The 14,671-nt window shown below is 41.2% G+C and carries 11 protein-coding genes and 1 pseudogene; 4 read left to right on the top strand and 8 right to left on the bottom strand.

Annotated elements, in window-relative coordinates; genetic code table 11:
- Positions 1 to 57 precede the first annotated feature (57 nt).
- The 5 genes from dnaB to B4H39_RS08780 form a co-directional block, all read right to left on the bottom strand.
- Positions 58 to 1,431, bottom strand: a complete 1,374-nt coding sequence (dnaB, locus tag B4H39_RS08800; protein ID WP_251421376.1) for a replicative DNA helicase — start codon at positions 1,429 to 1,431, stop codon at positions 58 to 60.
- Positions 1,432 to 1,434: 3 nt separating this feature from the next.
- Positions 1,435 to 1,887 (bottom strand): 50S ribosomal protein L9, encoded by a 453-nt coding sequence (gene rplI, locus B4H39_RS08795; protein WP_202230946.1) that lies wholly within the window; start codon positions 1,885 to 1,887, stop codon positions 1,435 to 1,437.
- The gene (locus B4H39_RS08790) at positions 1,884 to 3,851 is read right to left on the bottom strand and encodes a DHH family phosphoesterase (protein WP_251421379.1); all 1,968 of its coding nucleotides are present in this window, start codon (positions 3,849 to 3,851) and stop codon (positions 1,884 to 1,886) included. Before B4H39_RS08790 ends, rplI begins: the two co-directional genes overlap by 4 nt.
- Before the next feature lie 69 nt (positions 3,852 to 3,920).
- Complete coding sequence (locus tag B4H39_RS08785) at positions 3,921 to 4,574, bottom strand: HAD family hydrolase (protein ID WP_202230951.1); 654 nt, start codon at positions 4,572 to 4,574, stop codon at positions 3,921 to 3,923.
- Between the two features lie 102 nt (positions 4,575 to 4,676).
- Positions 4,677 to 6,089, bottom strand: a complete 1,413-nt coding sequence (locus tag B4H39_RS08780; RefSeq protein WP_251421382.1) for a Cof-type HAD-IIB family hydrolase — start codon at positions 6,087 to 6,089, stop codon at positions 4,677 to 4,679.
- 266 nt (positions 6,090 to 6,355) lie between these two features.
- Here B4H39_RS08780 and B4H39_RS08775 point away from each other — a divergent pair, with 266 nt between their 5' ends.
- Together B4H39_RS08775 and B4H39_RS08770 are read left to right on the top strand one after the other, a co-directional pair.
- A complete protein-coding gene (locus B4H39_RS08775; RefSeq protein ID WP_251421385.1) occupies positions 6,356 to 7,321 on the top strand; it encodes an asparaginase in 966 nt (321 codons plus the stop codon).
- 246 nt (positions 7,322 to 7,567) lie between these two features.
- Positions 7,568 to 7,861, top strand: a complete 294-nt coding sequence (locus B4H39_RS08770; protein WP_251421388.1) for a hypothetical protein — start codon at positions 7,568 to 7,570, stop codon at positions 7,859 to 7,861.
- 102 nt (positions 7,862 to 7,963) lie between these two features.
- On the opposite strand, the gene scrK is transcribed toward B4H39_RS08770, so the two are convergent.
- On the bottom strand, positions 7,964 to 8,839 hold the full coding sequence (gene scrK / locus B4H39_RS08765) for a fructokinase ScrK (protein ID WP_251421391.1): 876 nt from the start codon (positions 8,837 to 8,839) through the stop codon (positions 7,964 to 7,966).
- A gap of 8 nt (positions 8,840 to 8,847) precedes the next feature.
- Positions 8,848 to 10,794, bottom strand: coding sequence for a sucrose-specific PTS transporter subunit IIBC (locus tag B4H39_RS08760; protein WP_251421394.1), 1,947 nt, complete (start codon positions 10,792 to 10,794; stop codon positions 8,848 to 8,850).
- A 141-nt stretch (positions 10,795 to 10,935) separates the two neighbouring features.
- On the opposite strand from B4H39_RS08760, the gene B4H39_RS08755 reads away from it, so the two are divergent.
- A complete protein-coding gene (locus B4H39_RS08755; protein ID WP_251421397.1) occupies positions 10,936 to 12,354 on the top strand; it encodes a sucrose-6-phosphate hydrolase in 1,419 nt (472 codons plus the stop codon).
- Positions 12,351 to 13,310 (top strand): LacI family DNA-binding transcriptional regulator, encoded by a 960-nt coding sequence (locus tag B4H39_RS08750; protein WP_394304439.1) that lies wholly within the window; start codon positions 12,351 to 12,353, stop codon positions 13,308 to 13,310. Before B4H39_RS08755 ends, B4H39_RS08750 begins: the two co-directional genes overlap by 4 nt.
- 332 nt (positions 13,311 to 13,642) lie before the next feature.
- Here B4H39_RS08750 and B4H39_RS08745 read toward each other — a convergent pair.
- Positions 13,643 to 14,671: pseudogene (locus B4H39_RS08745) on the bottom strand (hypothetical protein); the annotation flags it as partial.

Here is a 14,671-nt window from a genome sequence, read left to right as displayed (position 1 = left end):
GCCTACCATTTTAAATTTTAAATCTTATCCATTATAACATGAATGCTACTAGAAATGCTAGTCTGCATATCGATTATCAATGCTGGCAAATTTATTGTATTCCTTTAGGAAGAGCAGTTCGACTGTACCACGACTTCCTGAACGGTTTTTTTCGATAATTACTTCAACCTTATTGTCCACTTCTGCGATATCATTAAAGTCATCGTCATCTTCCCCCCCTGCACGCTCATAATAATCGTCCCGATAGAGAAAGGCAACGATATCAGCATCTTGCTCGATTGACCCTGATTCACGAATATCTGATAAAACAGGTCGTTTATCCTGACGCTGTTCCACTCCACGTGAAAGCTGACTCAAAGCGATGACAGGAACTTTTAACTCTTTTGCCAAAATTTTCAACTGACGCGAAATTTCCGAAACTTCTTGTTGACGGTTTTCACGGCCTGTCCCTGAAATTAGCTGCAAATAGTCAATCACTATGAGTCCCAAATTTCCGGTTTCTTGAGCCAACTTGCGTGAACGTGCACGAATCTCTGTAATTTTAATGCCAGGTGTATCATCGATGTAAATACTGGCTTTTGAGAGCGTTCCCATAGCAATAAAGTATTGATTCCACTCTTCGTCGTTGAGTTGACCCGTGCGCAGATTATGGGATTCAATCGTCCCTTCAGCAGCCAACATCCGGTTAACTAAGCTTTCCGCCCCCATTTCTAATGAGAAGATGGCGACTGTCTTGTCCTGTTTGGTACCAATATTCTGTGCAATATTAAGGGCAAAGGCCGTTTTACCAACGGCGGGACGAGCAGCAAGAATAATCAATTCTTCTTCATGCAAGCCCGTTGTCATCGCATCTAAAGCGGGGTAACCTGTTGCAATACCTGTAATAGTTGATTTTTGTTTGGCCCGCTCCTCCAGCTCATCCAGATTCATTGACAGGACATCAGAGATACGCCGAAAGCTTGATGTATTTCGACCTTGCTGAACATCAATCAGTGATTTTTCAGCTTCCGCCAGAACGTCCTCGGCAGAATCTTCTTGGCTATAGGCTCTCTCCACACTCTGTGTCAATTTATTAATCAGCTGGCGTAAAAGTGATTTTTCCGCAACAATTTTTGCATAATAGGCAGCATTAGCAGCGGTTGGAGTAGCTGTTGCAAGCTCAGCGATATAGGAAATTCCACCAATCGTATCCAAATCATTTTGATTTTCTAAAAGGGAACGAACCGTTAGAACATCAATAGCTTCACGATTATCCGACAGATGCTCCATCGCACGAAAAATAATCTTATGCGCATTTTTATAAAAATCATCTGCAGATAGAAATTCTTTTACTTCAATCAAGCGGTCACTATCAAGGAAAATAGCCCCCAGAACAGCTTGTTCGGCGGCTAAATCTTGTGGTGGAGCTTTGATAATATCAATATCAGGCATTTCTTATCTCTCACTTACTTTGACCTTGACTGTAGCAGTGACATCACGATGCAGCTTGATAGGAACATCCTTAACACCAAGGGCTTGGATTTTATTGATCAACTGAATTTTGCGTTTATCCACTTTTACATCCAGTTGACTTTGAAGTGCTTTTGCGATGTCAGCCTTATCCACAGCACCAAACGTATGACCTGTCGCTCCAACTTTCATCTTGATTTCAACCATAACACCGTCTTGCTCAAGGCGTTCTTTCAACACTTTAGCAGCAGCGAGTTCCTCAGCCTCTTCTTTCTCTTTCGCTTTAGTCTTACCTTGGAGCTCTGCTATAGCAGCACTTGTTGCAACTTTAGCCAACTTTCTCTTCAGGAGAAAATTATTGGCATAACCTGTTGGTACCTCTTTGATTTCTCCTTTTTTTCCTTGTCCTTTTACATCTGCTAAAAATACTACTTTCATTGTTCTTTCTCTCTTTCCTTAATAATCTTTACTAAATCTTCTTTAACTTCATCAATATTACGTTCATATATTTGGGTAGCAGCTGCATTAAAGTGGCCGCCGCCTCCCATAGCTTCCATGATTGTCTGGACATTGTAATCTTTGAACGAACGTGCTGAGATAGAAATATAACCGTTTTGATGGTTAGCGATAGCAAAAGCGGCTTGAACGCCCGCCATATCAAGCAAAGTATCCGCTGCTTTAGCTATGGCAACATTATCATATTTATGTTCAGGCTTCCCAAGGGCAACGATAATCCCTGGGACAACATATTCAGAATTGAGAATAATTTCGTTAATCTTTTTATATTTTTCAAACTCTGTAGCTAAGATGCTTTTAATGAGGTTGTTGTCTGCGCCTTGTGAACGGAGGTAAGCTGCAACTTCAAACGTACGTGACGTTGTCGCTTTGGTAAAGTGCTTCGTGTCAAGCTCAATACCTGCCAGAGCAATACTCGCATCTGTTACTGTCATTTTAGAATTATACTCATGGAATTGCAAAAGCTCAACAGCTAACTCACTGGCTGAACTTGCACTGGATTCGATGTAAGAAAGTAAGGCATGCTCTGGAAAATCATCATCCCGTCTATGATGGTCAATAACAATCAACTTATTAAAGGACTTATAAAAATCAAGATTTAGAGTTTGGCTTATCTTAGAATGGTCAACCATGATAAGCAAAGAGTTAGCTGTTTTCATATCAAAGGCCTTCTCTAACTTAACAATATGTGCAAATCCTTCCTCTGTTTCATTAATCAAGTCAATCGCCCGACTGACCTCTGGCATGAGCTGATCGGGGTCATAAACTACATAAGCTTCCTTGCCTGATAAGTTGACAAAATTTTTCATCGTAATCGCAGCACCCAGTGCATCCATATCGGGAAAACGGTGTCCTACAATGAAGACATCCTCACTCTCACTAATAATCGTTTGGAGAGCCGTTGAGATAGCTCGAGCACGCGTTCTTGACTTTTGAGTACGACTTTCAGAATTTCCGCCGAAATAAATCGTCTTGGCTTGCGGCGTATTTTCACGAAGGACTGCTTGGTCACCTCCGCGGACTAAAGCAAGCTCTAAGTTGTTGAGTGAGATTTTTCCGATACTTGGAAAATCATTCCAACCATAGGAAACCCCAACAGATAAAGTTAATGGAATTTTACTTTCCGCTGAATTTTTACGGAAGTCTTTCAGCAGAGAAAACTTATCCTCAATCATTCTACTCAAAATACCATAGTCACAGAAAAAGTAGTAACGACTGCTTGATACACGGCGAAGATAAAAACCATATTTACTCGCAAAACTCTCCAAGTTACTCGCAATCAAGCTATTTACTTTGGTACGCTCGCTATCTGTAATCAAATCTGTAACATCGTCATAGTTATCTACAGAGATACTGCCAATAACTGCACGACTTTCTTGCAAACTTTCTCGGCTGTTCGCTTCTGATGTAGCATCTGCCAGATATAAAAGATTTTTTTCATCGTCTAAGGTGATAAAGTATTTCTTTTTCTCAATCGTAAAAAACTGATTTCTTTCTTCATGGTATTTTTGAATAATTGACTTGACTTCGTTTTTATCTAATACACGGTCATCACCATGATAAATCAAGTCAATAAATGGATTAAACCATTCAGGTTCATAGGTCTCTTTGTTATAACGTATAACACCTATGGGCATGTTATCTAAGGTTGCATTGAGTGAATTTTCAGCTTCATCATTTATTTTTCTGATAAACTCAACCCTTCTCAAACGATAATTTCGGGCTTGGAGTAAGAGAACAGCTGTTATAATGACATTCATAAGAAAAAGATAGAGCACTGCTATCCATCGTGAACCCGAAAAGACCAGCAAGAGACTTTCCAGAGCTTGTACGATAACCATGGCTAATACAATCGCCACTGGTGAAAATCTCTGTACAATTTTCATTTTCTTCTCCTTTTGTGCATTTGACTCGACTCATGTGGCAATATTTTATAGTGCCTCGGAATCACAGTTTCACTGCGTTCTTTCCAGTTCCTTTTTGACTGATGTTAGATTAGGAAACCAGGCATCTGCAGCAGACTGATCCATCCCAAAGCGCATATCTTCAATAGCCCAAACCATAGCGCCAGCAGCTTTACCAGCCGTAATCCCTTTTTCCGAATCCTCAATAATCAAAGTTTCCTCTGGTTTGACATTCAGAGCCTTCATGCTCAATTGATAAATCTCCGGATGAGGTTTTGTCGCTTTCAAGTCATTTCCCGAAAGGATGGATTCAAAATATGACCGTAAGCCATGTATATCAAGCATCTCTTCAATATCTTGCATCGCAGAACTCGAAGCCAGACCAATTTTGAAGTTATCTGCTCGCAAGGAATCCAAAACATCCTTAACATCTGGGAAAAGTAGTTCTTTGTAAGGAAGGGGTGTCCTATCTTTAAATTCCAAATAGGCAGTCTGTAAAGCTTCTGCTTTTTCATGGTCAAAATCTATACCTAAAATTTGCGGCCAGATTTCTCGCATATTTCCACCAATAAAATCCGAGTGCCTCATGTGGTGAATTGGAATATTATGGCTACTAAAAAATTCTTCACGTCTTTGAGCATAGAATTGTTCCGTATCAACTAAAACACCATCCATGTCAAAAATCACCGCTTTATACTTGCTTATGTTCACCTAAAACTCCCCAGTCTTCTGCTTATATCTGCTCTATTATAACATATTTTTCAGTTGAAGATTGTGCAGAAAAGGCAAAAACCGCTTCAAAGCGACTTACTTTTCTTTCTTCCTGTTATTTGCTTCCCTTAATCCTGCCTTTCGTAGAGCAATTCTTTTCTGTCTTTCCAACTCTCGCTCAATCTTTCCTTCTGGGGCATATTTGTCTTCCCAATCCTCAGGCTTAAGTATTTTATGCGTTTCAGGATCAAAATGGGGCTGACCATCTGGGAAGATTTTTCCCATATTTGCATCATGCACAAAGTTAAAAATCTCGTAAGGGTCCACTCCGGCTAGCACCAAACTTCCATAAGTAAAATAAAGAAGATCAACTAGCGCATCAACTTCTCCAATCAAAGGGGCTTCATCTTTGGCTTTACGCTTCACTTTGTCGACTGCTTTGTCAATATCCGTATGCAGATTTGCAGCCAGCTCATCAAACTTATCCCTATCACCATTTGCTGAGGCATAGAGGAACTCCACAATTTCTTCTACTTTAAATCCTGCACGATATCCTGCTTCCATAGGAGGAAAAGCCCGTGGAATTTCCTGACTACGCCCATCCATCATCCTGTGAAACTCTTTGACCTTATTAAAGTTTTGATCCCGGGAGATGAAGTTGTTCGTTGTTGAAAAATCAATGAGACCATAATACGCAAGAGCCTTGGCAATGCCATCATGGTTATTGCTTGCCGTAACATGTGTTGCTTTCTCCTTAACGGCTTTTGAAGCATTTCCCATTGCGATACCGTACTCCACATGTGTTAGCATGTCCAAGTCATTTTCTGAATCCCCAAAAGCCATGACTTGATGAAAGTCAAAACCATAATGCTCACCAACTCTTTTGATTCCGCGTAACTTCCCTGAATCGCAGGGAATCATATCTACAGAATAAGGATTACTCCGTGTAATCATCAAATTTGGAAATTCTTTTTCCAGCGTCTTTGTTTCTGACTGGGTAGCAACCATCATCACCTGATATATTGGCTCACGTAGGATATTCAAAAAATTTGACTGAGGCACGACACGGCGCACAATATGCTTGAAACTGTTTCTTGCTATGTCTGAAGTACCAGAAGGTAGTATTCCTGAAATAATACCTGCCATGCGTGTTTCACCAAACTTTAAAAGTTTGGAACCATTAACACCATGGGCTGTTCCAAGGGAGATATCTCGATGATGGTCCTTTGCAAAACGAACAATCTGACGTAAGGTCTTCTTATCAATCTCCTCGGCATGTAAAATATCCTTTGGCGTAAAAATATATTGCCCATTGTAAGTTACAGCAAAGTCTAAATGGAGCTCCTCCATCAAGGGCAGAGTAAAAGCAGGACCTCGTCCCGTAGCAATTCCAACTAATATATCTTTGCGTTTTAATTCATCAATAGCTACTCTTGTACTTGGAGCAATTGCTCTTGTTCCTGTAAAAAGAGTGCCATCTAAATCGAAAAATACTGCTTTTATATCCATTTTCCTGTTTTTTGCCCTATACTTATAAAATTTCTATACTTGTCCTTGTTTTCTGCTTAACTTTTTATACCCTTCAAGAACTCTATCCTACTAATTATACAAGTTTTCCCCTTGAATTTCCATGAATGATGACCATTTTGCACACAAATTTCCCATGTTTCTATGCAGGTTACTATTTTCAAAATAAAATAATCGTTTAACTTGACCCCTTGCAAATATGCTATAATAGAGTTGTTTTGATAGGAGTTTGGAAAGGAAAATGATTGATGAAAAAGATTTTAGTGTTGCATACTGGGGGAACTATTTCTATGGCTGAAGATGCTAATGGTCGTGTAGCTCCGAACGCAGTGAATCCTATGAATGCTGTAAATATGCCTCTTGATTCGATTCACATGGTCTCCGAGGATATCTTTAACCTCCCCAGTCCCCACATTACTCCCAATGAAATGCTGTTGCTTAAGAATCGGATTAATAAAGCTTTTGCTCAAGAAGATTTTGACGGTGTTGTTATCACGCACGGGACAGATACGCTTGAAGAAACAGCTTTTTTCTTGGACTCAACTATTCCACGAGGTAAACCAATCGTCCTAACAGGAGCGATGCGGTCAAGTAACGAACTTGGTACTGACGGTATTTACAACTTCCTCAGCGCCCTTCGTGTCGCTGCTGATGATGCTTCTCACGACCGGGGTGTATTGGTTGTGATGAATGATGAGATACACTCTGCACGCTATGTCACCAAGACACACACAACTAATGTGTCGACTTTCCAAACCCCAACACACGGTCCTGTTGGCTTAGCGACAAAACACAAACTTTTTTATTTCCATACAGACAGTGAAAACCAGCATCTTGATATCTCTTCTGTTCAAGGAAAAGTTCCCATTGTTAAAGCTTATGCCGGTATGACTGGTGAGGTCTTTGATCTTTTTGACCTAAGCAGTCTCGATGGTCTGGTGATTGAAGCACTTGGTGCGGGCAATCTTCCTCCAACAGCTGCACAAAAATTGGGGCATATCCTTGCTATGGACATCCCTGTTGTTCTGGTGTCCCGCTGTTTTAATGGTATCGCTGAACCTGTTTATGCTTATGAAGGCGGTGGTTCTAAGTTGGCGGAGGCTGGTGTCATGTTTGCACCCGAAGTCAATTCACAAAAGGCGCGTATCAAGCTTCTCATTGGTCTAAATGGTGGTCTCCACGGCGAGCAGCTCAAAAATTTTGTTGAAAATTAAGAAAAGAGGAGCTGTGAAAAGATAAAGCAGCCTTTCTCTCCACTCTATAAGACTCATCATATAAATGAACTCTAACAATATTTAGAAAAGTTACTTTTTAGTAACTTTTTTTGCTTGCCCCCTACTCACTAAGGCAAATCCCTTTGGTTTAAGCTAATATTAGGACACCGCTTAGATTCATTAAAGGTGAGTATTGTAAAATGCTATTAAGCTAGCTTAAAAAACACAACAATGGAGGACAACAAAGTGAAATTAAAAGCAATCGTATTAGGGGCAAGCCTGCTCTCTGTATTGGGCGTAAGTTCAATAGTGGCTCATGCTAATATGCAAGAGCAAGGAGCATCCGCAAGCTCAAATGAAGAAATTTTCAAAAAATTTGATGAAATCAAAGCAACAGCGCCCAAAGTTGATATCCAAGAAACTTTAAAAGAAAGCAATGCTCAAGAAATTAGTGGCATGACCGAATATGGAGCAAATGGTGAAGAAACATCGGTTTACTCCCTAGACGGCGAAAAAACATGGGTACAAGATAACAAGTAATAGAATAAACATCTTCTAGTAGAAATCTGGGAAAGATATAAAAACGCTCAACGACTGCCTTCATGTGCAATCGTTAAGCGTTTTTTCAAGCCCTGAATAAAGTCAGTCCTTTTTCGTTAGCACTTCGCTTGCTAGAGCAAAATTTCCAAGAGTTGCTGAACCATTATTTTTAATGCTTGGTGCAACAATATATTCTTCTATCTTGCAAGGGAGGTCCACATAGTTGTTCAGCAGCTGTTCAAACTGCTTATGCACGCGTTCCAGCATATGTTCTTGTCCCATCACACCTCCACCAAAAACAATCTGTTCTGGTGCTAATGTCAACGTTGCATTGACTGCAAGCTGTGCAATGTAATAGGCTTGAATATCCCAAACCGGTGAATCTGCTGGAACGTTCTCTCCACGAATTCCCAAACGTGCTTCAATCGACGGGCCTGCTGCCAAGCCTTCAACGCAATCTTGGTGAAATGGACAAATGCCTGCAAAATCCAAATCACCTGGATGACGTTTGACAAACTGATGCCCCATTTCAGCATGAGAAACAGCCCCAATAAACTTACCGTCCTGTATTGCTCCTCCGCCAATTCCGGTGCCAATCGTAAAGTAAACCAGTGATTTTTTCCCTGTCATGAACATTTCACCATAGGCTGAACTATTGACATCAGTGGTAAATGCCATCGGAATGTCGAGCGCTGTTTTCAGTTTGCCCAGCAAATCAAAGTTTGCCCAGCCCTCTTTTGGAGTTGTAGTAATGAAGCCATAGGTCGCACTGCTCGGGTTGACATCAATGGGACCAAAAGAGCCGATCGCGAGGGATACAACAGGATTTTGCTTGAAAAACTCAATCGTTTTTTCAACGGTTTCATCGGGAGTTGTCGTTGGAATTTGTATAGATTTGACAACTTGATAGTTTTCATTTCCAACAGCTAAGACAAATTTTGTTCCTCCTGCCTCAATCGAACCATAATATCTCGTCATAAAACCTCCTATTTGGTCAGTGTGAGTAGAGCCTCACCTACTTTGACTCTTGTGTTTTCCTTAAGTGGCTGAACTTCAGAAAATTCTGCAGTATTTGTGACAATTACCATGACAGTATCATCAAGTCCTGCATCCTCAATAGCCTTTCTATCAAAGCTTCCCAATAAATCACCTTTTTTAACAGTTTGACCGGCGGTTACCTTTTGCTCAAAACCTTTTCCAGCCATAGACACTGTGTCAATTCCGATATGGAGCAAAATCTCAGCACCTTGGGCTGTTTTTATCCCATAGGCGTGTCCTGTTTCATAGGCAATCATAATTTCACCATCAGCTGGTGCAAAAATTTGACCTTCAGAGGGTTTAACCGCGATTCCTTTTCCCATCACTTCTTTCGAAAATACAGGGTCATTGACAGCGTTGAGCGGAAGAGCTTCACCGTTTAGCGGAGCTGCTATTTCTTGGCTCTCACTCTTTAAGACTGTCACCGTTTCAACTGTTTCGTCCTTCTTTTCCTGTTTTTCAACTGCTGCCTTTTTCACTTCAATGGGTTTTCCGTAAATATATGTTACCACAAAGGCTAATACAAAGCTAATCAGAATTCCAACAAGGAACATCGGAATACTGCCTGCCTTGATGGAAATGAAGCCCAAAATACCAGCAGATCCTAGACTTGCAGCAAGCACATGGAAAAGTCCCATAAACAAGCTGGCAATTCCTGAAGCACCTAGCGCAATAAAGAAAGGATACTTGTACTTCAAGTTCACTCCGAACAGTGCAGGCTCAGTGATACCAAGTAAGGCAGACACACCTGATGGTGCTGCGAGAGCCTTGGTTTTCTTATTTTTTGTGATAAAGAAGATAGCAAATGTCGCTCCAGCTTGTGCCATGTTAGCAGCGGAAGCCACAACGAAGATAAAATCTCCTCCCTGACCTGTTTTTTGAAGATTAGCAATCAGCATCGTTTCGATAGCTGGAAAACTTTGGTGAAGCCCAGTAATGACAATAGCTGAATAGAAAGAACCAAAAATTCCCATTCCAAGCCAACCTGCTATATTGTAAAAACTAACTAAGCCGTTTGTTAAAGCATCCGCAACCGTACGCAGAACTGGTCCCACAATTGTAAAAGATAAAAATCCAGTAATAATAACAGAAAGTAAGGGAGTAAAAGTAAAGTCAACCGCATCATTCAAATGTTTGTGGAAGAATTTTTCCAGCTTAGCCAAGATGTAGGCAATGGCGATGACAGGTAAAACCTGTCCTTGGTATCCTGCTTGTGCTATGTTAAGCCCAAAAATATTCCAGTAAGGCATCGTATTATTTGCCACAGCTTCAGCAACATTGTAACCATTGACGAGACTCGGCATAACAAGAATCATCCCCATCACTGCACCGAGATAAGGGTTCCCTCCAAAGCGTTTTGTCGCAGAATAACCGATCAGGATAGGAAGGAAAGTAAATGGCGCAGCTGCCATTGTATTAATAATTCCTGCTACATCTTTCCAAGCCGGATACATCTCAATCAGAGATTTTGGTCCGAAAAGTCCAGCACTTGTAAATACATTGTTAAGTGCCATAAGAAGACCGCCCGCAACTAAGGCTGGAATCAAGGGAACAAAAATGTCTGACAAGAGTTTAACGAGAGCCATCAATGGACTTTGCCGTTTCTGACTCGCTGCAATCTCTTTCAAATCTGTTGTAGACACCTTAGAAACTCCGGTCATTTTGACAAGTTCGTCATAAACAACGTTAACATCCCCAGGCCCTACAATAATTTGATATTGTCCGGCAGTTTCAAACGTTCCTTTCAAATCTGGATCATTGTCTAAGGCTTCTTGGTCAATTGTGCCACTGTCTTTTACAACCAAGCGCAATCTTGTCGCGCAATGCGCAGCAGCTTGTAAATTATCTCTGCCAACAGCTTTGAGCACCCGCTCTGCAACTTCTTTGTGGTTCATATGTTTATCCTTTCAAAATTCTTTTCATTTACAAAGCTTAGTTTAGCATTTTTCATTTTTTATGTCAAACGTTTATCATATTTAAATTAATCCACCAATCTACAACTTGATTTTATGCGAGAAAACGTTTATCATAAGTATATGGAAAATATGGAAAACACTCAAACTTGGACAAGAAATGAACGTTACAGAAGTTATGACAGCTATTCTGTTGATTATTTAGAAGCTTTGAAGAAGAGCGTGTCTCGCTCTCCTTGGCGCGCTCGTTTTCACATCGAAGCGGAAACAGGACTTCTCAATGATCCCAATGGCTTTTCTTACTATAATGGGAAATGGCATTTATTTTATCAGTGGTTCCCATTTGGTGCGGTTCACGGACTGAAATCATGGGTGCATTTGACAAGTGAGGATTTGGTGCATTTCGAAAAGGACGATGTCCTTTTGTTACCAGATACCACTTTTGACAATGCTGGTGCATACTCTGGCTCCGCCTTACCTATTGATGGAAAACTCTTTCTCATGTATACAGGCAATCATCGTACAAAAGATTGGACACGTATTCCTTACCAACTGGGCGCATTTTTAAACGAAAGAAACGAGCTCAATAAATTAGAGAAACCAATCATCGAACCTGATTTTTCCGAGGTTACTGAACATTTTCGTGATCCCCAAATTTTTAGACATGACGGCTGTATTTATGCTATAATCGGTGGACAAGATTTGCAGGAAAACGGGATTATTAAGCTCTATAAAAATGAAAACAAGGACTTAAGAAGTTGGCAAAAAGTAGACAACTTGAAATTTACAAGTGATAAAATGGGCTATATGATTGAATGCCCAAACTTGGTTTTTATTGACGAAAAACCTATTTTGATTTTCTGCCCGCAAGGACTGGACAAGACAATCAGCGCTTATGACAACATCTACCCAAATATGTACATAGCAGCCGAACATTTTGACGCTGACAGTGCAGAGTTGGTCAATCCCTCAAGATTAAGAAACTTGGATGATGGCTTTGATTGTTATGCGACTCAGGCTTTCAATGCACCAGATGGTCGGGTTCTGGCTATTTCTTGGCTGGGATTACCTGACACAAACTGTGCAACAGATGCTTACGGCTATCAAGGTGCCTTATCCCTTGTCAAAGAGTTGAGCTTAAAAAATGGGAAGCTCTATCAATACCCTGTAGAAGCTCTTAAAAGCCTGCGGCAAGAGGAACAAGATTTAAACTTATCAAAAGTAAGTCTAAAAGAAAATGCCTATGAGTTAGAAATTGATTTTGCTGCGCAAGAGTCAACCGAACTTACCCTAATGGATGGTGCACTTTTGATTAAATTTGATAAGGAATGCAAAAAAGTCACCGTGATTCGTGGCAGTGAAAAACGGCAGGTTGAGGTCAACATTCATCAAGTGAACATTTTTGTTGATGAATCTATTTTTGAGATTTTTATCAATAAAGGAGAAAAAGTCTTATCAGGACGCGTTTTTCCAGATAAAGACCTCAAAACAATTTCTGCGAGTCGTCTAACACAAGTCAAACTTTGGAATTTAGGAAAATAATGGTAAAACTAGAAGACGTTGCAAAAAAAGCGGGAGTAAGTTTAACAACAGCTTCGCGCGTGATTAACCGCAAGGGGTATCTGAGCAGTAATACGATTCAAAAAGTGGAGGATGCTATAGCAGAGTTGCACTATACGCCAAACGCTGCAGCACGAAGCTTGCAAGGGAAATCTTTGAAACTCATTGGTTTGGTTTTCCCAAATATTCAGAATATCTTTTATGCCGAGCTGATTGAAAAAATTGAGCAAGAGCTCTTTAAAAAAGGCTATAAGTCCATGCTTGCCTTGACTGAACACGACAAGCAAAAAGAACGCGATTATCTGTCCCTTCTCTTATCCAATCAAGTCGAAGGCATTATCTATGGCAGTCATAATTTATCACCTGACGAATACAGCAGTATTCAAGCGCCAATAGTCGCGTTCGACCGTCTTCTAACGCCTGAGACAACCGTTGTCGGCCCTGATAATTTTCAAGGAGGGCAGCTTGCAGCGGAAGCACTGGTTCAGACCGGAAGTAAAAAGATTGCCTTTTTCGGCAGTACGGATAACCCTTTCTCCATTACAAATTTGCGGCGGGAAGGCTTCCTTTCTTCTCTTGAAACACAAGGTCTGGAGGCAAGTGTCCTGAACTTTTCTTCAAGTTTAACTGTCACAAGAAAGTCCGCTCAGATTAAGCAAACTTTACTGGAGCATCAATTTGACGGTATCTTTTGCACGGATGATTTAATGGCACTGCTTGTCAAAAACATCGCTCAGGAGCTTCATCAAGAGCCTTATGTTATCGGTTTTGACGGGACAGAGTTCATTCAAAATTATGAAACAAGTCTGACAACCGTCAAGCAACCGATTAGTGACTTGGCAGAACTTCTTGTGGAACTCCTTCTTAAGAAAATTGCCGGTGAGACACTTGCACATAGCTATCAGCTCCCTGTTAAATTACACATTGGCGAATTATAAAAATCAAGAAGGTTTACGGGAGGCTACTTCTGCACGTAGTATCCCTCTTAAGCTAAAAAGGCACATTTTTTGGTTGTTTTAGACAGCCTGCCCTTGATATTGTATATTCACGCTCATTATTGCGATTGTAAAAATATAAAAAAATAGACCGAACTTTTTGGTCTATTTTAGTTTGAAAAAGCCAGCCGTCTTAAACGGTTTCTTTGGCGCTTGTTTGCACAAGCTCTCTTTCTTTGTCTTTATTATACAATTAAACGTTTCTTGCAGAGGTGCTGCAGTTCTCTCCGTGTGCCTTTTTCTTGAATTGAAGAATGTAAGCGCTACAAGAAAGGTTAAAAACTAGAGGTCCATGCGCCGTCTTGGTCACGGAGGATGAGGGCGGGGCGCGGAACATGAAGAGAGGTATCCACAATACCAGCAAGATGCGCCATAAGTCCCCCGTTTGCCCACCATGTAGGAGAAGGCGCAATTATCCACGGTACATTATGCCTAGCCAATGTACGAAGTGCCCAAGTTCCATCCCACCCTGTACCACCCGAACTATTCCTTGAATTACGGTCTGGAAAAGCTAAACCTGAGCCAGAGGCACGTACAACATCAGCCATAGATAGGGCGAAAGCTTTCTTCTCCCCACCCGGAGTATACATGGTGATATCGTCACGCATTGCAGCTGGTACTGAAGGATGATTCAGATCAAACTTCCAGTTGATGTCACCCTCGACCCAGATATCTGTTGGATTATTCACACTGCCACCAGGATCGAGCCAACCACTTGCTGCTGTAGTCCAGAAACCCTCGGGCGCATTGGCAAAATCATCTGGGAATGTTGCTTGAACAGGTTGTACCTGTCGTCTGATGACACTCGGTAGCGCATCATGGAAGTCACGCATTCTACTGTCAATTATGGAGCCGTTGTAACTTGTCGTTCCCTCCGTTCCCCATTGTCCAGCACCAATTCCAGCATTATGTAAAACCAGATGATTTCCTTCACCCTTGTTCTCAAGGTAGCGGTATTGCGTGCCACGCATAGAGAAAATCTGTCCCGGTTCCAGCTCACCAAGGATAGGTAAGCCATTACGCACTTCATCCACCAGTTGCTTGGCAAGGTCGCTGTGGTTTTCGTTACTTCCCTCCCATAGTGCCGACACATCATTATCTGTGTTAGACACCATATTGGCTACAGCCTTAATGCCATAATAATAATCTCCCCGAATCCCGCTTGTCGCAAAGTTAGCCTGATCGAGAAGGAAAGAGGTGGCTTCCTCTGGGAAAAGCAGATTGGCCCAGTAAGCCCAGCCTGTCTGGGGATCCACCACCCAGAAGTTACCGACACGGTCTTGAACGGGCAGGGCATTCCACTG

This window comes from Lactococcus sp. UBA7128 (assembly GCF_002492185.1).
Classification (GTDB): Bacteria; Bacillota; Bacilli; order Lactobacillales; family Streptococcaceae; genus Lactococcus; species Lactococcus muris.
Note: the sequence above shows the minus strand (reverse complement) of the source record. Positions and strands in the feature narration are given on the sequence as shown.

Coding starts and splice junctions, on each gene's coding strand:
- dnaB (WP_251421376.1), bottom strand. CDS start 1,431: ATGCCTGATATTGATATTATCAAAGCTCCACCACAAGATTTAGCCGCC.
- rplI (WP_202230946.1), bottom strand. CDS start 1,887: ATGAAAGTAGTATTTTTAGCAGATGTAAAAGGACAAGGAAAAAAAGGA.
- B4H39_RS08790 (WP_251421379.1), bottom strand. CDS start 3,851: ATGAAAATTGTACAGAGATTTTCACCAGTGGCGATTGTATTAGCCATG.
- B4H39_RS08780 (WP_251421382.1), bottom strand. CDS start 6,089: ATGGATATAAAAGCAGTATTTTTCGATTTAGATGGCACTCTTTTTACA.
- B4H39_RS08775 (WP_251421385.1), top strand. CDS start 6,356: ATGAAAAAGATTTTAGTGTTGCATACTGGGGGAACTATTTCTATGGCT.
- scrK (WP_251421391.1), bottom strand. CDS start 8,839: ATGACGAGATATTATGGTTCGATTGAGGCAGGAGGAACAAAATTTGTC.
- B4H39_RS08760 (WP_251421394.1), bottom strand. CDS start 10,794: ATGAACCACAAAGAAGTTGCAGAGCGGGTGCTCAAAGCTGTTGGCAGA.
- B4H39_RS08755 (WP_251421397.1), top strand. CDS start 10,936: ATGGAAAATATGGAAAACACTCAAACTTGGACAAGAAATGAACGTTAC.